The sequence below is a fragment of the Rhizobium moroccans genome (assembly GCF_057559155.1).
Genome location: NZ_JBHFJG010000040.1, coordinates 5,083 through 25,467 on the forward strand (window position 1 = coordinate 5,083; position 20,385 = coordinate 25,467).

The 20,385-nt window shown below is 60.0% G+C and carries 22 protein-coding genes; 7 read left to right on the forward strand and 15 right to left on the reverse strand.

Annotation, left to right across the window (positions count from 1 at the left end):
* The 5 genes from ACE04I_RS19105 to ACE04I_RS19125 form a co-directional block, all read right to left on the reverse strand.
* Positions 1 to 336 (reverse strand): ATP-binding cassette domain-containing protein (locus ACE04I_RS19105; protein ID WP_487207509.1); only part of this gene is annotated, 336 nt, incomplete at its 3' end.
* On the reverse strand, positions 333 to 1,352 hold the full coding sequence (locus tag ACE04I_RS19110; protein WP_170986314.1) for a FecCD family ABC transporter permease: 1,020 nt from the start codon (positions 1,350 to 1,352) through the stop codon (positions 333 to 335). The genes ACE04I_RS19110 and ACE04I_RS19105, both read right to left, overlap by 4 nt.
* 5 nt (positions 1,353 to 1,357) lie before the next feature.
* Positions 1,358 to 2,392, reverse strand: coding sequence for an ABC transporter substrate-binding protein (locus ACE04I_RS19115; protein WP_082118502.1), 1,035 nt, complete (start codon positions 2,390 to 2,392; stop codon positions 1,358 to 1,360).
* 477 nt (positions 2,393 to 2,869) lie between these two features.
* Entirely contained in the window at positions 2,870 to 3,154 is a 285-nt protein-coding gene (locus tag ACE04I_RS19120) for a hypothetical protein (protein WP_487207510.1), read from the reverse strand.
* On the reverse strand, positions 3,151 to 4,281 hold the full coding sequence (locus tag ACE04I_RS19125) for a CobW family GTP-binding protein (protein WP_487207511.1): 1,131 nt from the start codon (positions 4,279 to 4,281) through the stop codon (positions 3,151 to 3,153). The genes ACE04I_RS19120 and ACE04I_RS19125 overlap by 4 nt, the downstream gene beginning before the upstream one ends.
* A gap of 176 nt (positions 4,282 to 4,457) precedes the next feature.
* On the opposite strand from ACE04I_RS19125, the gene ACE04I_RS19130 reads away from it, so the two are divergent.
* Entirely contained in the window at positions 4,458 to 5,450 is a 993-nt protein-coding gene (locus tag ACE04I_RS19130; protein WP_487207525.1) for a CobW family GTP-binding protein, read from the forward strand.
* Between the two features lie 209 nt (positions 5,451 to 5,659).
* On the opposite strand, the gene ACE04I_RS19135 is transcribed toward ACE04I_RS19130, so the two are convergent.
* The 6 genes from ACE04I_RS19135 to ACE04I_RS19160 all read right to left on the reverse strand — a co-directional run bounded on the left by ACE04I_RS19135 (position 5,660) and on the right by ACE04I_RS19160 (position 10,698).
* A complete protein-coding gene (locus ACE04I_RS19135; protein ID WP_046796994.1) occupies positions 5,660 to 6,133 on the reverse strand; it encodes a (R)-mandelonitrile lyase in 474 nt (157 codons plus the stop codon).
* Between the two features lie 36 nt (positions 6,134 to 6,169).
* Positions 6,170 to 6,964, reverse strand: coding sequence for a carboxymuconolactone decarboxylase family protein (locus ACE04I_RS19140; RefSeq protein ID WP_487207512.1), 795 nt, complete (start codon positions 6,962 to 6,964; stop codon positions 6,170 to 6,172).
* 137 nt (positions 6,965 to 7,101) lie between these two features.
* Positions 7,102 to 7,848, reverse strand: a complete 747-nt coding sequence (locus ACE04I_RS19145) for an SDR family oxidoreductase (RefSeq protein ID WP_487207513.1) — start codon at positions 7,846 to 7,848, stop codon at positions 7,102 to 7,104.
* Between the two features lie 84 nt (positions 7,849 to 7,932).
* The gene (locus tag ACE04I_RS19150) at positions 7,933 to 9,015 is read right to left on the reverse strand and encodes an alpha/beta hydrolase (protein WP_487207514.1); all 1,083 of its coding nucleotides are present in this window, start codon (positions 9,013 to 9,015) and stop codon (positions 7,933 to 7,935) included.
* Positions 9,016 to 9,046: 31 nt separating this feature from the next.
* Positions 9,047 to 9,514 (reverse strand): cyclophilin-like fold protein, encoded by a 468-nt coding sequence (locus ACE04I_RS19155; RefSeq protein WP_487207515.1) that lies wholly within the window; start codon positions 9,512 to 9,514, stop codon positions 9,047 to 9,049.
* Positions 9,511 to 10,698 (reverse strand): MFS transporter, encoded by a 1,188-nt coding sequence (locus ACE04I_RS19160; RefSeq protein ID WP_487207516.1) that lies wholly within the window; start codon positions 10,696 to 10,698, stop codon positions 9,511 to 9,513. The genes ACE04I_RS19155 and ACE04I_RS19160 overlap by 4 nt, the downstream gene beginning before the upstream one ends.
* Positions 10,699 to 10,828: 130 nt before the next feature.
* On the opposite strand from ACE04I_RS19160, the gene ACE04I_RS19165 reads away from it, so the two are divergent.
* Together ACE04I_RS19165 and ACE04I_RS19170 are read left to right on the forward strand one after the other, a co-directional pair.
* Entirely contained in the window at positions 10,829 to 11,722 is an 894-nt protein-coding gene (locus tag ACE04I_RS19165; RefSeq protein WP_487207517.1) for a LysR family transcriptional regulator, read from the forward strand.
* A gap of 135 nt (positions 11,723 to 11,857) precedes the next feature.
* The gene (locus ACE04I_RS19170) at positions 11,858 to 12,931 is read left to right on the forward strand and encodes a Fic family protein (protein WP_487207518.1); all 1,074 of its coding nucleotides are present in this window, start codon (positions 11,858 to 11,860) and stop codon (positions 12,929 to 12,931) included.
* Positions 12,932 to 13,229: 298 nt separating this feature from the next.
* Here ACE04I_RS19170 and ACE04I_RS19175 read toward each other — a convergent pair whose 3' ends face one another.
* Positions 13,230 to 13,601: a hypothetical protein gene (locus ACE04I_RS19175; protein ID WP_487207519.1), complete on the reverse strand. Its 372-nt coding sequence runs from the start codon at positions 13,599 to 13,601 to the stop codon at positions 13,230 to 13,232.
* Positions 13,602 to 13,630: 29 nt separating this feature from the next.
* Entirely contained in the window at positions 13,631 to 14,374 is a 744-nt protein-coding gene (locus tag ACE04I_RS19180) for an ABC transporter substrate-binding protein (RefSeq protein ID WP_487207526.1), read from the reverse strand.
* A gap of 312 nt (positions 14,375 to 14,686) precedes the next feature.
* On the opposite strand from ACE04I_RS19180, the gene ACE04I_RS19185 reads away from it, so the two are divergent.
* The 4 genes from ACE04I_RS19185 (at position 14,687) to ACE04I_RS19200 (ending at position 17,608) form a co-directional block, all read left to right on the forward strand.
* Positions 14,687 to 14,971, forward strand: a complete 285-nt coding sequence (locus ACE04I_RS19185; RefSeq protein WP_046797001.1) for a helix-turn-helix transcriptional regulator — start codon at positions 14,687 to 14,689, stop codon at positions 14,969 to 14,971.
* On the forward strand, positions 14,961 to 16,283 hold the full coding sequence (locus tag ACE04I_RS19190; RefSeq protein ID WP_046797002.1) for a type II toxin-antitoxin system HipA family toxin: 1,323 nt from the start codon (positions 14,961 to 14,963) through the stop codon (positions 16,281 to 16,283). Before ACE04I_RS19185 ends, ACE04I_RS19190 begins: the two co-directional genes overlap by 11 nt.
* Positions 16,284 to 16,842: 559 nt before the next feature.
* Positions 16,843 to 17,148, forward strand: coding sequence for a UvrD-helicase domain-containing protein (locus ACE04I_RS19195; RefSeq protein ID WP_082118504.1), 306 nt, complete (start codon positions 16,843 to 16,845; stop codon positions 17,146 to 17,148).
* On the forward strand, positions 17,060 to 17,608 hold the full coding sequence (locus ACE04I_RS19200) for a PDDEXK family nuclease (RefSeq protein ID WP_082118505.1): 549 nt from the start codon (positions 17,060 to 17,062) through the stop codon (positions 17,606 to 17,608). The genes ACE04I_RS19195 and ACE04I_RS19200 overlap by 89 nt, the downstream gene beginning before the upstream one ends.
* A gap of 384 nt (positions 17,609 to 17,992) precedes the next feature.
* Here ACE04I_RS19200 and ACE04I_RS19205 read toward each other — a convergent pair whose 3' ends face one another.
* Together ACE04I_RS19205 and ACE04I_RS19210 are read right to left on the reverse strand one after the other, a co-directional pair.
* The gene (locus ACE04I_RS19205; RefSeq protein WP_487207520.1) at positions 17,993 to 19,150 is read right to left on the reverse strand and encodes a M24 family metallopeptidase; all 1,158 of its coding nucleotides are present in this window, start codon (positions 19,148 to 19,150) and stop codon (positions 17,993 to 17,995) included.
* A 2-nt stretch (positions 19,151 to 19,152) separates the two neighbouring features.
* Entirely contained in the window at positions 19,153 to 20,373 is a 1,221-nt protein-coding gene (locus ACE04I_RS19210) for a M20 family metallopeptidase (RefSeq protein ID WP_046797006.1), read from the reverse strand.
* Between the last annotated feature and the right edge of the window lie 12 nt (positions 20,374 to 20,385).

The following is a 20,385-nucleotide window of genomic DNA, read 5'->3' on the forward strand; positions in this document are numbered from 1 at the left end:
CCACCAAGACGACAGCGCGCCGAGAAAAGGCGTGCGGCCGAGTTCGACCGCTTGCCGCGCCGTTATCCGTTCCCCTGTCTCCGCCTGCTGCTCGACGAACGCCAGACGCTGGGCGACGGCACGCCGACCAAGCTCCCCGATTGGTGCGCCATCCAGGAAGACTGCACCCGACTTCGGTTTACGGATGCCGGCAAGCAGCGACATCAGGCTCGTCTTCCCGGAACCGTTGGGACCGATGATGCCGAGGAACTCGCCCTTCTCTACCGTCAGCGAGACGTCTGTGAGGATTTCGATCCCTCCGGCGGCCCAGGAAACGCTGTTGACTGAAAGCGTCATGCGCGCGCCCTCTTCTGACTGAGAATAAGAGCAAAGGCGGGAGCGCCGATGAGCGCGGTGATGACGCCGATAGGCAGGACCTGCCCGGGAATAAGCGTGCGCGAGAGGATATCGGCGACAATCATGAAGACGGCACCGATCAGCGCGGATGCTGGAAGTAGGACACCGTGGCGAACACCCACGAGCATCCGCGCGGCATGCGGAATGACGAGGCCGACGAATCCGATCGATCCGACGATCGAGACCATGGTGGCCGTCATCATCGCGGCGGCTCCGACTAGGACCAGATAGGTCCGGCGGACAGAAATGCCGAGAGAGGCCGCCGACTCAGAACCGAAAGTGAAGGCATCAAGCGTGCGCGCATGGAGAAGGCAGATCAAAAGGCCGGCCAGTGCCGCAGGCACGGCCAGCGAAGCATCCGGCCAGCGCACACCGGAAAGATTGCCGAGCAACCAGAACATGATGCCCCTGGCCTGTTCGGCCGTCGCCGCCTTGGTGACAATGAAAGATGTGAGCGCGTTGAACAGCTGCGAACCTGCGACGCCGGCCAGGATGATCGCCGCCGTGGTGCGCCCGGCTTTCAGTGCGAGCACGCTCACCAGCAGGAAAGCGATAAGTGCACCGAGAAAGGCACCGAGCGGCAAGGTCAACATGTTGGCTCCAAACCCAAGGATCGCGACGGTGACGGCGCCTGTCGAGGCTCCAGCAGAGATGCCCAAGATATAGGGATCGGCCAGCGGATTGCGCAGCAGCGATTGCAGCACGGCGCCGGAGAGCGCCAGAGCCGAGCCGCAGGAGGCGGCGACCACAGCCCGGCTAAGCCGATAGCTCCAGATGATCCCCTCGTCGAGTGGATCCAGAGGATATCCGGCATCCCAGAGACGATTTGCAACCGTCTGCGCAACGGCCGAGAACGGGATCGCCGTTTCCCCGATCGCCGCACCAAACCAGAGCACGGTCATGAGAACGACGAGCGCGGCGAAAGCCGCGCCCGTGCGTCCGATCGATGCGACCATCCGGTTCACTGGCCCAGACCGGCTTTGGCAATGCTATCGGCCAGCGCCTCAATGCCGTCGATCGTGCGGATCGTCGGGTTCATGGCCTGTGCGTCCATGGCAAAGACGTGCCCATTCTTCACCGCGGGCATGAGGCTTGCGACGGGATCGGACTTGAGGAAGTTGAGCTTGGCCTCAAGACTGTCCAGCGGATATCGCCGCCGCTCCATGGAGCCGGCAACAATGATCGTCGGGTCAGCCTTGGCGATGGTTTCCCAGCCTACGGTCGGCCATTCGTCGTCGGCCGTGATGATATTCTCGATACCGAGCGCCGACATAATGTATCCGGGGGCACCATTCTTGCCCGCGACATAGGGGTCGGCTTCGGCGGCACTCGAGAACCAAAAGACGGCCGACAGCTTGCCCTCGGCTGATGCGACCATGACGCGGGCCGCTTCCTCGCGCTTCCTCAGGTCGGCGACGACCTCCTCGCCTTTTTCCTGGACGTTGTAAATTTGCGCCAGTTCGCGGATCTCCTGATAGACGAGATCCATAGTGAAGGCCTGATGACGTACACCGTCGCTGGCGGCGGTGTTTTCCTTACCGGCGCAATCGGACGGAGAGGTGTAGACGGGAATACCAAGTTCCTCGAACTGCTCGGGCTTGGCCACAACCCCTTCCGGGCCGATCTGCCACTGAAACTGCACGGTGATGATATCCGGCTTCTTGGCAAGCACACTCTCGAAGCTCGGATCGTTGTCCGCGAGACGGTCGATCTCGGCGTTGACATCCTCGTAGCCCTTCAAAACCGGCCCGACCCAGAGTGCAGTGCCCGCGACCTTGTCGGCCAGGCCAAGCAGATAAAGGATTTCGGTGCTGCTTTGGCCGATCGATACGGTCCGCGTCGGTGCCTTCTCGAAAGTCACGGAGCGGCCGCAGTTCTGCAGAGTGAGCGGGTAGGTTGTCTCGGCCGCGAGCGTCTGTCGCCCAACGAGACCAGTTGCAGCCAAAACAACTGCACTCAGGAGCGTTACATTCACCGAGGGGATTGATGTTCGCATGGTGGGGTTCTCGATTTCATGAGATGGTTCAAAGGTCGTGTCTGACGTGGCGAGGCCCTACCGAGGGTTCAGGCGAGAAAAAGCATCGATCTGCTCACGCAGCCGATTGATCACTGCCTTCGTCCTGACAAACTCGACGGGACAGTTCGTCAACTCTTCACGAGGCTCACCGGACGCTGATACGCGTGCTTCCGACACCATTGTTTCTGCCGATGAGACGGCTAAGTGCATGGGTAAGCCAGCGGCCCGCAAGGCGTTTTCGACAGCCACCCGCGCCTCGTAGTAGCGGGCTTCCCCCAACACCGGCCGACAGGCATGAGCCACTCGCAGATGGCTATACGATGCCTCTGCAAGTGCGGAGATGCTCCGCTCGAAGTCGTCGCTGCGAGCGAGCTTCTCCGATACGAGCACGACTGTCGCAGTCGCGAGAACGACCCCGATACGCCTGCGGTGAGGGATACCTGACAACCGAGGCATTCAGCCTCCCTCCCAGTCTGAAACAAGAGCGGCAGCGAGATCCTGAAGTCGGACCTCCCGCATCGCCTTATGAATCGAAACCTGCATCGTTCGCCCGCCTTGCATGATCAGCATAACCGTCTCCTTCGGAGGGCAGCCGGGCACGTGGCAGGCGAGCTCGCCTACCGAAACAACGGCCTCGTCGGGTAGCGAGAGCAGCTTGCGCGCCCATAACTTGATAGAGCGAGCACTGCTGACGACCGACGGTCCGTTCCGTGCCAGGGGATTGACGAAGGCCTCGCTCATGCCGTTCCCTTCTTTTTTCTCGCCCGACGCGGGGCCAGCACTTCGAACAGATCCCGTATGGGCTTGATCGGCATATCTTGGCCGATGAGGACGACACGACTGCGCCTGTCATCATCCGGCCATCTCTCCAGACGCTGGAGCGGGTAAAGACGATGTTGCACCGCATGTGCCACGAGGGGCCGGTCTGGAGCGTCCGCGAGCGCGAACATGCCTTTGAGGCGTAGGAGGCCAGATCCGACATTGGTCGTGACGATATGCAGGAAGGTCTCGACCGCCTGAGGCGAGAGGGGCACGTCGTGGCTCAAGCTGATGGCCTCGATTTCGTCGCCGTGCCGGTTGGGGTCGTGGGCATGGTCCGGGTGCGCGGCAAGTCTCTCGATCGCAAGCCACCCAGGCACATCCTCGGCCTTTCCGGTGACGGAGTAAGCGCCCGCTCCGAATAGCCCTAACAGATCAAATTCCCGTCGATGGCGATCATGATAGGCCGCCGCAGGATTGAGAGCCTTGAGTTCAGCTGGCCAATCATGGTTGCCATCGGCGATATCGGTCTTAGTTAGGACCACATGATCGGCAAATGCGAGCTGCTTCCAGCCTTCCATGAAACTGTCGAGCGTTGAACGGCCGTCGAGCACATCAAACGTCGTCACGACGCGGGCAAGATGAAAATGCCGGGCCACGACGTGATCCCTCAGCCCCATGGCCGGTGAACCACCAGGAATGATGCTGTTGATAATGGGCGCCGGGTCGGCAAGCCCGGTCGTCTCGATCACGACCCGCTGGAAAGGGAGGATCTCGCTCCGCATCCATGCTTCGTGCAGTTCGTGCAGTGATGCCCTGATGTCGCTTGTTGCCGTACAGCAGATACAGCCGGTCGTGGTGCGGAAATAGGTTTCCGAACCGGTGCGCACCAGATCATGATCGATGGGAACGGTACCGAACTCGTTGACGATGACGGCAGTGCCGGCCATGCGGGCGTCAGCAAGGATATCGTTGAGCAAGGTCGTCTTCCCGGATCCCAGAAAGCCGGTCAGCAATGTTACCGGTATGGAATCGTAAAGACGCCTCACAATAGGCTCCTCGAAAGTCTCTCGGGCGCCCTTGCGCCGTTTGAACAGTCCGCCAAACATCCAGAAACCTGCGCTCCGTTGTCTCGAAGAGGCCTGCCGGCCGCCAAATGTCGCCCATCGGGTCCTCGGGGATTGACAGCGACTGCTTAGGTAATGTTATTACGTTCGTCAACATAAATGTTATGGTATAACGTTTGCAAAAACGCGGAATACGCTGCGCAAATCTGGAGGTGCCTATGTCACAGCAAAACCTTGAACCGACCCCGGTCACAGTTCTGACCGGCTACCTCGGCGCCGGCAAAACCACGCTTCTGAACCGAATCCTGACGGAGCCGCACGGAAAGAAGTTCGCCGTCATCGTCAACGAGTTCGGCGAGGTCGGCATCGATAACGACCTCATCGTCGAGTCAGACGAGGACGTGTTCGAGATGAACAACGGCTGCATTTGCTGCACGGTTCGAGGCGACTTGATCCGCATCATCGAAGGCCTGATGCGCCGGCGGGATCGGTTTGATGGCATTCTCATCGAGACGACAGGCCTCGCTGACCCGGCGCCGGTGGCGCAGACCTTCTTCGTCGACGAAGACGTTCGCTCGAAGACACGGCTGGACTCCATCATTACGGTCGTGGACGCCAAGCACCTCCTCGGTGAAATCGACCAGGCGCATGAAGCGCAGGAGCAACTCGCCTTTGCCGACACCATCATCCTCAACAAGACCGATCTGGTGAATGATGCCGAGCTGCTGGCCGTCGAGGAACGAATCCGGCGCATCAACCCGGTTGCCAGCATCATGAGGTCTCAACGCTGCGGCGTCGACATCGCGAGTATCTTGGACCGCAAGGCGTTCGATCTCGATCGAATCCTTGAGGTGGAGCCGGACTTTCTGGACGAGGAGCACGAGCACGAGCACGACGACCATGTCACCAGCTTCTCGCTCGTCGAACGGGAGCCTATGGATCCGGGGAGATTCCTGAACTGGCTGCAAACTACGGTTCAGGCGTTCGGCATGGATATGCTGCGGATGAAGGGAATCATCTCGTTTGCCGGCGACAACGACCGCTTCGTCGTCCAGGCGGTCCATATGCTGCTTGAAGGGGACCATCAGCGGCCGTGGAAGGAAAATGAGGACCGGATCACGCGTCTTGTCTTCATTGGTCGCGATCTGCCCAAGGACATCATTAGCGACGGCTTCGCCAAGTGCCGCGCGGTTCGGCAGGCCGCCGAATAGCCCGTCCCGCACCACAACTACAACATGAAGGAAGGAAGGCACCGTGGCATACCTGGCGTGGTCAGATCTATGTGGGAGCCGCCCTGCATGCCCAAGCTTCCGGCCGGGTGGGGGACCGCTATCTTTGATCCCCTATGCCCACCAGTTCCCCACCTTCCGCCACCGGTTCGGACCTTTTCCTTGGATCATTACGCCCGAATGATCCAACGCTACCTGGCCAAATACTGCTCGTCAGAAACGAGTTCCAACCACTCGGCGTTCTTGCCATCCTGGATGTAGGTGATGGCGTAGTGACTCATGGCGTTCTGCGCAGTCCCACCATGCCAGTGCTTGACACCTGCCGGAATCCAGACGGTCTCTCCCTGACGGATCTCCTGACGTTCCTCGCCTTCCTGTTGCACCCACCCTTTACCTGCTGTGACAATCAGCATCTGACCAAGCGGGTGGCTATGCCACGCTGTTCGAGCACCGGGTTCGAAGGTGACAAGGCCGGATGAGGCTGGTGTCGATAGTGAGCTGGGCAGAAGCATATCGACGACGACGTTGCCTGTGAAGTTCTTAGGATCGGCGAGGACAGATGCCGCGGCGCCGACGGGGCTGACGGTAATGTTTTCAGATCTAGCTGCAGGCGCGTCGGCTAATGCCATGGTGGAAAGGGTAGCAGCGATGAGGGTCTTCTTCATATTGCCGATCCTTCTTGTTCGATACACTTGGTTCGGTCACTGCCGGCGCTTCTTGAGCACTTCGGCGACGACAGGCCCCGCCGAGAAGGCATTCGGCCAGCCGGCGTAGAAGGCGATCTGGGTGACGACCTCGCCTGCCTGTTCGGGCGTGAGCCCGTTGTCGAGCGCCCTATTGAGGTGGCCTGCGAGCTGGGCCACCTGACCGTTGGCCATCAGGGACGTGATGGTCGCCAGACTGCGGTCGCGAGGCGAGAGATCCGGTCGCAGCCAGACATCTTTGAACAGTGGATCCGTCGTGAAGTCCGCCAGCCCAGGCGACGCATCGCCCAGCAGGCCTTGGACCGCCTTTTGACGTTCAGCCTCGCCCTCCTGGTTGAGCGGCATGAGATCCGGAGAAGCTTCAGGCAACTGATCCGCACCGATGTTCCGCTCGGCAAAGATGTCATGGGCGACAGCCACCGCCGACGTCGCGTTCGTCCAGCCCGCATAGAATGCGAGATGAGTGATGATTTCGGACAGTTCCTTGGGTGTCACGCCATTGTCGAGCGCAAGGTTCATGTAAAGTGGAAGATCGGCGGCCTGACTGCGGGCGACGAGGATGGCGACAGTGACGACGCTACGATCGCGCACGGAAAGCTGCGGGCGGGCCCAAAGGCCTTCGACGACGTCTTCCTTCTCGTATCGCCCGAGAGCGGGGGAAACGCTCCGGATGTCGTTCGAAGACACGCTTGTCGATCTGGTCATGGTCGAACTCTGCTGGGAGGAGGCGGGTGAAGATGCGATGGTCGCAAGAGTGAGGGTGGCGGCTGCCAGAAGTTTCACGGGCGTCATCCTTTCGGTGGTGTACCAACCACCATGAGATAGGAGCGAGGAAACGCAGGATTAGAACGCCGTTTCTGATAGGATCTATCGGATCTCGACATCAAACTTCGGCGACACTGCAAAGACGAAGGCGGTCTAAGGCTGGTTTAAAGTTCCTGCGCCGTCGGGCGGAACAGGATCTCATTCACCGCGACATCCTCGGGTTCGTTAATTGCAAAGGCAACCATCCTGGCAAACGTGTCGGCTGGTACGCCGACCTGACCGACGTAATCCTGGTTCGCCTGCTGCACGTCCTTCTCGCTGATGTGGTCAAGCAGTTCCGTCTTGACGGCTCCGGGCGAGATGATCGTAGTGCGGATGTTGTAAGGCGCCATCTCCTGCCGCAGCCCCTCCGACAATGCCCTGACTGCGAACTTGGTCGCCGAATATACGGCCGAGCCGCCGAAGAGCTTGTGGCCGGCCACGGAGGATAGATTGATGATGTGGCCCGACCTCTGCTCCTTCATATGGGGGAGCGCTGCGGCGATGCCGTAAAGGACGCCCTTGACGTTAACGTCGATCATCTGGTCCCATTCGTCCACCTTCAATCGATCCATGGGCGAGAGCGGCATGACGCCCGCATTGTTGATGAGCACATCGACCCGTCCGTAGGTCTCAACAGCCGTGTCGATCAACTTCCGTAGGTCCTCTTGCCTCGTCACGTCGGTGACTACGGCAGTGGTCTTGTGGCCGGCTTCACTGAGTTCGGCGACCAGGGCGTCGATCCGATCGGAGCGGCGCGCTCCAAGGACTACGTTGGCGCCCTTGGCTGCGAGATACCGGGCGGCTGCGGCACCCATGCCGCTCGAGGCGCCCGTGATGACGATGGTCTTGCCAGCGATATTGTCTGTCATTTCGTGTCTCCTGATGAGAAGCGAGACGGCGTTGTGACCAGAAAATCACCTCGCCGCCTATGGTTACCTCGACCGCGAGCCAGCTTATGCCAGATGCTGACCGAAGAACTCGGCTATCCGGTCGAAGGGAATCTTGTCCATGCGGTCGTAAAGGTCGGTATGGTTTGCGTCCGGAATGATCATCAGTTCCTTCGGCTCCGCGGCGGCTGCGAAGGCGGTTTCGCTGAAGTAGCGTGAGTGAGCCTTCTCGCCGTGGATGATCAGTATCGGACGCGGCGAGATCTCCGCGATGTAGGTCAGAATTGGCATGTTCATGAACGAGATCGGCGTGGTCTGCGACCAGGCGTTGCCCGAGTTGACAGCGCGCTTATGATAACCGCGGGGCGTTGAATAGTAGTCGTGGTAATCGACCATGAACTGCGGCGCACCTGGACCGACTTCGGCGTTGTACGCCGCCTGGTACGCGGGAGTACCCTTTTCCGCATCGGCCCAACGCTGCCGGCTCAACTGCTCCAGCGTCCGCGTGCGTTGCTCTAGGGAAACACTGTCGTTGTAACCTTTGGACATGACCCGCGTCATGTCGTACATGGTGCTGGCGACGACTGCCTTGACGCGCTTGTCGACTGCAACGGCATTCAAAGCCATGCCGCCCCAGCCGCAGACGCCGATCACGCCAATGCGCTCACGATCGACTTCTGACCGCAGCCCGATGAAGTCCACCGCCGCACTGAAGTCCTCGGTGTTGATGTCCGGCGAGGCGATGTTACGCGGTTCGCCGCCGCTCTCTCCGGTATATGATGGATCGAAGGCTAGCGTTGCAAATCCACGTTCTGCCATCGTCTGCGCATAAAGCCCGGACGACTGTTCCTTCACCGCGCCGAACGGCCCGCTGACGACGATGGCGGCCAGCGTACCGTCCCCTCGCTCCTTGGGGAGGTAGAGATCTCCCGCCAGAGTGATGCCATACCGGTTCTTGAACGAGACCTTCTGATGGTCGACCTTGTCGCTCTTGTGGAAGGTCTTGTCCCATTCCGCGGTCTGAGCCAGGGCCTGGGTGGCGGCAGCCGCCGGGATGAGGCTCATGGCCGCGACGGCGACACCAGTTGCTTTCATCAGGCCGCGCCTGCTCGAATCGAAGCCGTCCTGCGTCTCAATGCGCTTGCTCATTTGGAAGTCTCCTGTCTGGATGGATTGAGTGTCATTGGATGCGCTCGATGCGCAGCGGGAATTCCCCAGGCACGTGAAGCGCTTCATAGCCGTCGTCGAAGCGACCAAGCCGGACGAGGCCCGGATGCTTGTAGTCGGCGTAGAACATCGCGAGGTTTCCCCAGGGCATGTAGTAGCAGAGGTCGTATGGCCGCTCGTTCGAGAATGGCCCGTTTCCTTGCGTTGTCAGCTTCCGCGGCAGGTAGGCGATCTTCTCGTTCGATCCGTAGTCTTTAATCTCGAGATCGAGCGGCAGCATGGAAGCGAAGTCGTGGGCGGATGGATTGTCATAGAGCGTCGCCGTCGTCGTTCGGTCGTTGAAAGTAAGCTTTATCTTCACGTCTGTCGGCTCCTGGTTGTTGGGATCTGTCTGGCTCAGGCCCTGTCTCGGCAGAGCGAAGGCAGAAGCCCCTAGTGCCAGCACGGTGCGGCGCTTCATCGGATGCAATCGATTGCTCATGAGGCCCTCCTGACAGTGTGCCAGGCGACGACCGACGCTAGAGACGAACCGAGAAGCAAGGCTGCGCTGAGGAGAAAGGCCGACCACCAGCCCACGGCGTCGAAGAGGAGGCCGCCGATCGATGCTCCCGCCGTGATTGCGAGCTGGATGACAGCGACCTGCAGCCCTCCTCCTGCCTCGGCATCATCGGCGAGATATCGACTGAGCCAGGTTCCCCAGCCTACAGGAGCGGCAGTACCGAAGAAGCCCCAGCCCGCGAGTGCGGCCAACACCGCGATTTCCCGGTCTCCGAACGCGATCATGAACAGGACAAGGCCCGCCATCACCAAGGGTATGACAACAAGGATGCTGAACAGACGCTGCCTCAGCAGTCTGCCGATCATCCAGGTGCCGCCGGCCCCAGCAAGGCCCATGATGAGGAGGGTGAGCGAAAGCGTCTCTATGTCGAGGTGGGTCACCTGCTCCAGAAACGGCCGGAGATAGGTGAAGAGCGCGAACTGGCCCATGAAGAGGAGCAGGATTGCCATCATTCCAGCAATGACCGGTGGACGCCGGAGCAGTCTGAACACGTTCGGCGTAGACCGGCTGTCCCGCACAGGCAGCGAGGGAAGGCTGATAAACTGCCAGAGGATCGCAAGTAGGCTGATCGGAACTACGAGGAAGAACGCCCCTCTCCAGCCGATATAGGCGCCCAAAAGGCTGCCGACCGGAGCCGAGATGGTCGCGGCTATCGCATTCCCGGCATTGAGCAGGGCAAGCGCTGCGGGCACCTGGCTTCCGGATACAAGCCGCATGACGATCGCCGTCGACATCGACCAGAAGCCTCCGATCGAAATGCCAAGAAGTGCCCGGCCGAACATGAGAACCGAATAGGTTGGTGCAAATGTCACGATAAGGCCGGAGATCGTCAGCAGAGACGTCAGTCCGAGAACGACGATCCTCCGGTCGAGACGGCGCGTGATTGTCGCGATGAACAGGCTCGTGACGACCGCAAAGACTCCGGAGATCGAGATCGCCTGCCCCGCCTGCCCCTCGGAGATGCTGAGGCCCGACGCAATCGGTGTCAAAAGACTGACCGGCATGAACTCGGAGGCGATCAGAACGAAGACGCAAAGCGTCATGGAGAATACTGCTCCCCAAGCGGCTTTCTGGCTCTCGACGCCATCTTCAAAGGTTATGCTCATGTCATGGATCCTTGCGTGCTCGCGTTTCGCGACTTGCAAGAGAAAGATATTGCCGGGGGACTTTGCGAACAATCCGTGCTAATCCGCATGAAGTTATCGATACAGAACATCAATAGGAGCCTGGGCCGCCATGCTGCGGGAGGATGTGAAGGATTTGCTGTGGTTCATCGAGGTGGCGAGGGAGCAGAGCTTCACCAAGGCCGCGGCCAACCTCGGTACCTCTCAGTCCACTCTCAGCCATACGATCAAGAAGTTGGAGGCGCGGCTGGGAGTTCGCCTGCTGACGCGGACCACCCGCAGCGTGGCAACAACGGAGGCTGGCGAGCGCCTGCTACAGTCGCTCTCTCCGAGATTTGAGGGGATCGAAGCAGATCTGGCAGATTTGGTGACTTTCCGGGAGAAGCCGTCGGGCACAGTGCGCCTGACGCTCTCTGATCATGCTCTCCAGACGACGGTCTGGCCTAAGCTGAGTCGTGTCCTGTCCGACAATCCTGACGTCAAGGTCGAGCTCTACAGCGACAACGGGATGCGCAACATCGTCGAGGAACGTTTCGATGCCGGCGTCCGGCTCGGCGAGAGCGTCGACAAGGACATGATCGCCGTGCGCATCGGCCCTGACTGGAGGTTGCGGGCCGTCGCCTCCCCGGAATACCTCGTCAGGCACGGAATTCCCAACACGCCGCAGGATCTTGTCAGCCATGTCTGCATCAATACGCGGCAAGCAACATGGGGCGGCTTCTATGCCTGGGAATTCGAGAAGGACGGGCGGGAGTTGCGGGTCAGGGTCAACGGGCAGCTCAGCTTCAATTCATCGATCTCCCAGATCGATGCCGCCGTCAAAGGATACGGGATTGCCTACATACCGGAGGATCTCGTGGAAGGACATATCAGGTCTGGAGAGTTGCAGGCTGTCCTCGACGATTGGAGTGAGCCGTTCACGGGATACCACCTTTACTATCCCAGCCGACGGCAGATGTCCCCCGCGATGGCACTAATCGTCAACGCTCTGAGACATCGGAGCTGAGCACGCGCAGCTTGGTTGTCCAAGCCTTCGACGAGCACGCCTATTCGGCATTTTTGCTCACGCTGACAAACTCTCTCGTGGAAATTGGATGGAAATGGATGGATAAATAGTGCATGACAGCGTCTCAGGATTTGGATGGGAATGGATGGGCAAATGGAATTTCTAAATACGGCGACCGTCCGGATCACGCCCGAAATCCTGTCGCTGATCGCCGAAATCGACGAATTCAAGGGTGCTTGGCGTGCGATCGGCCGGATCGCTCCTGAGCGGCTGTCCGGCCTCCGGCGTGTCGCCACGATCGAAAGCGTCGGTTCCTCCACACGTATCGAAGGGGCACGCCTTACCGACCGAGAGGTCGAAAAGCTGCTGGCAAACATTCGCTTGGGGTCGTTTACGACACGCGACGAGCAGGAGGTTGCCGGCTATGCGGAGGTGATGGAGACCACCTTCAGTGCTTACGAAGCTATTTCACTCACCGAGAATCATATCCGTCAGCTCCACCGCGACCTTCTTGCGCATTCGACAAAGGACGAGCGGCATCGCGGCGCATACAAAACCCTCTCCAACAATGTGGAGGCGTTTAACGAACAGGGCGAGAGCCTCGGCATAGTTTTCGAAACGGCATCGCCGTTCGATACGCCGCGTCGAATGGAAGAACTGATCGCCTGGCTGGATGAGCAAGAGCGAGAAAAGCGGCTCCATCCACTTTTAGTCGTCGCGATCTTCGTTGTCGTTTTCCTCGAAATCCATCCATTCCAGGATGGCAATGGCCGCCTATCGCGTATTCTGACCACCTTGTTGCTCCTGCGGGCCGGCTACGCTTACGTCCCCTACAGCTCGCTCGAAAGTATCATCGAGCAAAGCAAGGAGAGCTATTACATCTCGCTACGGCGCACGCAGGGAACGATCCGCAGCACCGAACCAGACTGGAACCCCTGGATCGAGTTCTTTTTGAGAGCCCTGCATCGGCAGAAGACGCGGCTTGAGAAGAAAATGGAGCGCGAGCGTATTATCCTCGCCAACATGCCGGAATTATCCGTTACATTGCTCGAGTTGGCGCGCGAGCACGGGCGGATCACGGTCGCGGAGGCTGCACGGATCACCGATGCAAGCCGTCATACCATCAAGGATCATCTCAAGGCACTCGTGGATCAAGGGCACCTCGTCCTCCACGGTGCCGGCCGCGGCGCCTGGTACGGTCTTTCCTAATCAAGGGGATGTCAGGCCCATCTGAATGGGTTAGCTCTTGAAACGGATCAGAACCGACGACGCCCTGAGGTCTTGAGCCAAGCCATTGAACTAGCACCTTCTCCCGGCACAAGCCGCTATTGTGGATCGAACCGCCAGCGCGATAGCGTGACTTCCCGTTCATCACAATCCTTAGCACGCCTACTCATTGCCACCTGCGCTGCCTCGAGCGCCTGCGTAAAACGTGGATGGTTGCTAACTTGCTGGGACCGTGAGGGACAAGGCCACCGGATAGACATCCTTCCGGTACCCTCTGGTTTCATTCGACCTTGGTGTTCTCGATGCTGAGGCCGGACTGGAACGTCAGGAAGCCGGGCATGTTCGTAAAACCGGTCACACCTTTCCTGATCGCATAGTTCTGCTCGCGCCACATGAAGTAAACGAGCGGCGACAATTCGAGCGCTCTGTCGACGAAGGCGTCGTAGACTTTCGCTCTCTCGTCTTTGTCGACGGTTGCCCTGCCCTTATCGAGCAGCTCGTTGATCTGCGGACCGTTGACATACGGCGAATTGTTGGTTCGGACGAGCTTATCGCCACCGTAGTAGTAATTGCTCAGCCAGTCGGCATCGGTGATCTCCCCGAGACTGCCAAGCACGGTAAAATCGTAGTCTGCAGCGGTTGCCTTGGCCATGCGGCTTGCCCAATCCGGCAGGTCGAGTTTTACCTTGATGCCGATTTCGCAAGCTCTGACTGAATGGCGATCGCCGTATTTTGGTGGAAACTATATTGCGACGAGGCGAGCAATCGTGCCTCGAAGCCGTTCGGATATCCGGCCTTGGCGAGAAGTGCCTTGGCCTTCTCAATGTCATGCGAGAAATAGTTCGCCTTGGCCTCGGAATAGCCCATGTAGCCCTTGGGAATGGCAATGCCGTAGATCGGGCTGCCCAGGCCGTTGAAGGCTGTATTGATGATGACGCTGCGATCGACGGCATAGGCGACTGCCTGGCGAACTTCCGGTTTCGAAAATGGCTCGAATTTTGTATTGAACTGCAGTCCCATGAACGGGCCGGTGTTCCGCAAGAGCTCGGTATCGGATTCCTTTTCAAGATCGGCGGCATCCTTGGCCGGAACGTAGTCGATGATATCGACATCGCCCGATTTCAGCGCGTTCACGCGCGTGTTCTCGTCGCTGTAGAAGACGTAGTGGACCTCGTCCAAATCCGGCTTGCCGGGCTTGTAATAACCGTCATATTTCTTGACGACGATCTCTCGACCGCGCGTCCAGCCAGCGAATTTGAAGGGACCGGCACCAACCGGCGAGGCGGTGAGATTATCGGCATTCTTTGCAAGCCATGCCGCCGGCACGATGACGGATTCCGGCAGCGCAAGATAATCGATAAGGGCGACCGACGGGCTCGAAAGGGTTAGCTTTACGGTCTTTTCATCCGGTACCTCGGGCCGCACCGTCAAGCTGGCGATCCATCGCGGACTTGTGAATTATGGTGTCGATGGAAAGATCACGCCGGAACTTGCCGAAAGCTACGATCACTCTATCGCATTGCCGCCGCCCGGCCTCAGTCCTGCTATGTACAAAATTTTGGCCGCGAACCCCCCTTATGACCAATCAAATGAACATAACTTGACTGTTTACCAGTCCCATGACAATGTACAAAATTCTGGACATGAGAAGGCCTCACGTCCACTCAAATGAACAAAACAGGTATAACCGTGCCCCGTCAGAGAAGCTACTCGAGAGTCACGCACCAAGCACTCGCCATGCTCGGCAAGCTGATCCGGGTCGGCCGGGCCGAACGCGGCCTGACCGCACAGGAACTGGCCGACCGCGCCGGCATCAGCCGCACCACCCTTTCCAGTATCGAAAAAGGCGCCCCGGGCCCTGAGATCGGCATCGTCTTCGAGGTCGCCTCACTCGTCGGCGTGCGCCTATTCGACTATGACGAGCGCACGCTCCAGATGCACAATACCCGCCTCGACGAAAAACTGACCCTGCTGCCGAAGAGCGTCCGCCACGCCGTGAAGGAGGTCGACGATGACTTCTAAGGCGGATGCAACAGAAGCCTTTGTCTGGATGTGGCTGCCCGGGGCAACAGATCCGGTGGTGGCCGGCCGCCTCGACCAGGATGGCGACCGCCTGCTCTTTACCTACGGTGCCAGCTACCGGCGCCGTAAGAGCGCCATTTCCCTCTATGAACCTGAACTCCCCCTCCAAGAAGGCGTCATCGCGCCCATCAACGGCCTGTCGATGGCAAGCTGCATCCGCGACGGCTCGCCGGATGCCTGGGGCCGCCGTGTCATCATCAACAGGCTGACGGGCAAAAAGCCCGACGCTGCCGGCGTGCCGGAGATCAGCGAGCTGACCTTTCTGCTCCAGTCAGGCTCCGACCGGATTGGCGCCCTCGATTTCCAGGCATCTGCCACAGAGTATGTCCCCCGCCTTGCCGCACAGGCCTCGCTCGACGAACTCATGGAGGCAGCCGCCCTTATTGAAAAAGGCGTCCCCCTGACCCCGGCACTCGATCAGGCCCTTAATCACGGCACGTCGATTGGCGGGGCGCGCCCCAAGGCGCTGATTGATGACGGCACAAAGAAATTCATCGCTAAATTCTCGGCAGCCAATGACACCTACAGCGTCGTGAAGGCTGAATTCATCGCAATGAAGCTGGCAGCCGCCTGCGGGCTCAACGCCGCGCCCGTGTCGATGACCCGTGCCGCCCACAAGGATGTGCTGCTTATCGAGCGCTTCGACCGCACGCCCACAAAGGATGGCTGGACGAGACAAGCCATGGTCTCAGCCCTGACCATGCTGGGTCTTGATGAAATGATGGCCCGCTATGCCTCCTACGAAGACCTGGCCGAACTCATCCGCCACCGCTTCACTGACCCGAAGGACACGCTGAAGGAGCTCTACGGACGGATCTGCTTCAACGTGCTGTGCGGCAATACCGACGACCACGCCCGCAACCATGCAGCCTTCTGGGACGGCAGGATGCTGACGCTCACGCCGGCCTATGACATCTGTCCGCAAGGCCGCACGGGCAACGAAGCCACACAGGCCATGCTGATCAAGGGCGAGGGCCGCGCGAGCACGCTCGCCACTCTGCTCGCTGCCGCGCCGGATTATCACCTGAAAGAAGCGGAAGCCGCCGCGCTGATCGAACATCAGATCACAACCATTGCCAACCTCTGGCAAGGCGTATGCGACGAAGCAGACCTGAGCCCCGTCGACCGCAAACTGTTTGCCGGGCGTCAGTTTCTCAACCTCTATGCCCTTGAAGGCCTCGATAATCACAAGGCGCTGCAGGATGCATTCCGCGCCGCACAGGCCACGCTAATAGCCGGCGGAGGCGCGTGAACATGACAGCGCCAAAGCAGCTCAAGAGACGCAAATGGCCCGGAGCGATTCTTCGCTCCCTCGGCCATGCCTCATGGGCTGCCGAGCAGACCGCCACAGGCATCAACTTTCTTGGCAGCCGTCACCAAGCGCCTTTTCGTCCTGGGCGGGACCAGCGCAGATCACCAGCACGCTGGGTTTCACCACGATAGAAGTGCCGCTGGCCGGCGGCCAGATCGCAAGCCTGGCGGGCGTCACACAGCACGATGCCGCCGGCTTCATCTCTGCAGCCAACGAAGCCTTTCCGCCCACTTCCTCAAACAATTCGAAACGGCACAAGACGAACTGACCGCGCTATCCGAAGTCATCGCGCGCCTCGGCCAGCCCCGCCGCCTGCCTTCTCTCCCCCTTCCTGGCGCGCGCAACGACCGTCATCGAATCACTACCAGAGACCATCCCTGACAGCGTCCTCTCAGAGGATCAGCAGAAGCTCATTGAAATTGTCCGCGCCTTCCAAGAACATCCCGACGAAACGCGCCACACCGCCATCCAGCGCTTCATCGATTCCGACCTTGCCGACATGAAGGGCTTTTTCGACACGATCGAGAAGAACCCGCTGACGCCGGAGCAGCGCCTTGCCGTCGTGACAGACGAGGACGCAACGCTCGTTCTTGCCGGCGCCGGTTCCGGCAAGACCAGTGTCATCGTGGCAAAGGCCGCCTATCTCGTCGAACGCGGCATCCGCAAACCAGACGAAATCCTGCTCCTCGCCTTCGGTAAAAGACGCCGCCGCCGAGATGGCCGAACGCATCAAGGAACGGGCCGGCGTAGACGTCGACGCGCTGACCTTTCACGCGCTTGGCAACCGGATCATCCGCGAGGTTGAGGTCAAGGGTCCGGCGCTCGCCGACCATGCCAGTGATGACGCCAAGTTCCGCGTGCTGGTCAGGGACATTCTTCTCAACGAAGTCGCGTCCAAGGCCGGGCTTGGCAAGCTGATACTAGTTTGGTTTTCAGAGCTCTATTGGCCGTACAAAAGCGAATGGGACTTCAAGACGCAGGATAGCTATTTCCAGTGGGTGGAGGCCCATGAGCTTCGCACCCTGAATGGCGACCTCGTCAGAAGCTTTGAAGAATGGGAGATTTCCAACTGGCTCTATCGCCACGGCATCGCATTCGAATACGAGCCTGTCTATGGAGGCCCGCTGCCCGAAGATGCCCGCGGCCCTTATCACCCCGATTTCCGGCTGACGGAGAGCGGCATCTATATCGAGCACTTCGGCGTCCGCAAAGAGCGCGGTATTAATGGTGCGCCCGGCAGGATTCGAACTATCTGCCAGCAGTGATCCTATCGGAGTAATATTCGTCCGCTTTTAGGCCGCGTTGATAAATGATCGACATGGAGGCGCGAAGCGGACACGTCACCTCGCTTGACGCTCACTTTGTCGTAGCACATGCCGACAATTCGGCCCCGTGCGAGCGGCCTCACCCCGCGCTGTCACGATCCCCATCGCCTCCTTCTCGTCCAGCGCCTCAGCATCGAACAGCGCGCACCAGCCGCTCAAGGCGGCCCGGGCTTTCGGCGATGACTTCCGTCGAACGTGCCTGAGCGAATTCAAGACGACGATGCACCCGCTTTGCCAAGTGATCGTCCCGACTCAGAATGGCAGTCGGATCCTGATGATCGGATCGAGCCGCGGGTAACTGGCGCCGAAGCCGGCGGCCGTGCATCACGCACAACAACGGGCTCCATGCTTTTTTTTGTAAAAGCTGGTCGTTAGAATACACCGCGGGCTTTCAGTGAGGCGAACGCCTCCAGCTTTTCCGACAACGACCGTCTCACTGAAGCCGAGACCTTGAGCCGTCGCATAGAGATGAAAGACCATCCCCTCCTCCAGCACCCAATCGGATGTCGGCAGGAAGACCCGGGAGAAATCACTGGTGCGCGGCGTTCGTGTATAGAGGCCGAGCGTATAAGCCGTGACGTTTTCGTAGGTGGGTCGCAAGCCGGCTTCCAATGCACCCTGGCGCATGATGGCATCGACTTCACGCGCAGAAACGCCGGGCTCCATCGTTGCGATCTGGCTGTCCTGCAGGGTGATCAATTTTCCTGCCGCCGCCCGCAGCGCCGGAGATGGTTCTCCCACCATGATCGGCCGCATCAATCGCGCGCCGTAATTGCCGACGCGCGGGATCAGTTCGACATGCAGGATATCGCCCTCGCCGATCGCCTCCGTCTTGAAGACACCGTGCAGGAATTCATGGCCGCCGGAGGCTTTGACCACCGGTCCGACCTCACCCGTATCGGCCCCCTCACGCAGGAAGACACCGGAGGCGATTGCCGCCGCATCGCGCGTCGTCATGCCGGGTCGGGACTGATTGGCGACTTCGAGCATAGCCCTGTCGGCGATCGCGGACGCCTGCTTCAGTACGGCGATCTCTTCTTCCGATTTCACCCAGCGCAGGCTGTCGCTGATCCCCGGCATCGGCACGAAAGTCGCCTCAGGCAAAAGCTCCTGCAGCCGCATGAAGGTCTGAGCACTCATACTGTAGGAATTGGTGTCGAGGCCGATCTGGGCCTTGCCGAACCCGTGACCGCGGACGCTGTCCGCGACCGCCGCCTGCGCTTCCTCGGTATCGGCGAACCCGACGACGTCGGCAATCCAGCTCTTTTCCCGACAAGGCGCCTCGTCGAGCGCCCTCAGCGTGAACCAGGCATCGCCTTCGCGCAGCAGGAAGGCCGCGCGATACATGGTTTCGGAGACGGTATAGCCGGTGAGCCAAGCCAGCAGCTCGCCGCTGTCGACCAGCAGAAGATCGACGTCCGCGGACGCCATGGCGTCCCGGGCAAGAGCGATGCGGCGATCGAATTCCGCCCGGGAAAACATGGTCAGGCCACCTCGCAGATATCGAGGATAGTCAGCATGTAGACACGGATCATGTCCAGATAATCGACGATATCGACCCGCTCGTCCGGCATGGTGTTGTAGCGCCCGCCCGGACCGCAGACGATGCCTTCCATACCGAGCTCCTTGTAGAGATGGCCGGCGTCGGTACCGTAGAAGCGAGTCGGCGTGATCGCGCCGGTCGGCTGCTTTTCGCCGCGCACGGCTTCGTAAGCCGCGTTGATCGACTTGACGATGCGCGAATCCGGCGAAACCTCGAAGGGCGGCATCAGTGGGCGGCCTTCGATCATTTCCGGAACCAGCTTGGCCGTGAGGCCGGGGAAGCGGCCTTCCAGTGCCCTCAGTTCCTTGTCGAGGTCGGCCAGAACGCCTTCCTGCGTCTGCCCCGGCGCATAGCGGCAAGAGCCTTTGAGGCGGACGAAATCGGCGACCTGGGGTGGACGCCATTCCTCGAAGTTACGGCCAAGCGCGCCATGGACGACGCCGACATGGCCGCGGTTGATCGAGCGGTGTACATCGCTCTTCGCATCGCTGAAGGTCATGCCGTTGATGCGCGGGATGATGTCGCAGGCGGCCGCAATGGCGTCAACCGATTCCTCGCGCTTGGAGAGGTGGCGGGTGTCGCCGGTCAGTTCGATGACATAGCTGAGCGCCGCCGCATGCATGGTGACGGCGACAAGGTCACTCGGCTCGCTGTTGATGAAATAGTCCGCCTTGACGCCGTGCCTGATGGCCGCGAGCGTGCCGACGCCGCCTTGCAACTCGCCGACGACGAATGTCAGGACGACATCGCCCTTCAGCTTGACGCCCGCATCGAGCAGCGTCTTCACGGCGCAGAAATAGGCGGCATCACCGGCCTTCATGTTCGAGACGCCGATGCCGTAGATGAACTTATCGTCGACGAGGCCGGAATAGGGATCGACCGTCCAGCCCTCGGTCACCGGGTTGGTGTCGAGATGACCGTTGAACAGCAGGCTCTTGCCCCCGCCGGTGCCCTTGAGGCGGCCGATGGCGTTGAAGCGTCGGCCTTCGTCAAACGGCTGGAGTTCGGCTTCGACGCCAATCTTCTCAAGCTCCTTCGCCATCCAGCGGGCGAGCTCGCGCTCGCCGTCGGTTTCCGAATGGCTCTTGTGCTGGACCATCTTCGACAGGAAATCGAGGCAGGCCTTTTCGTCGATCCGGTCCAACAGGGACTTCGGGTCCATTGTCATGCTCCT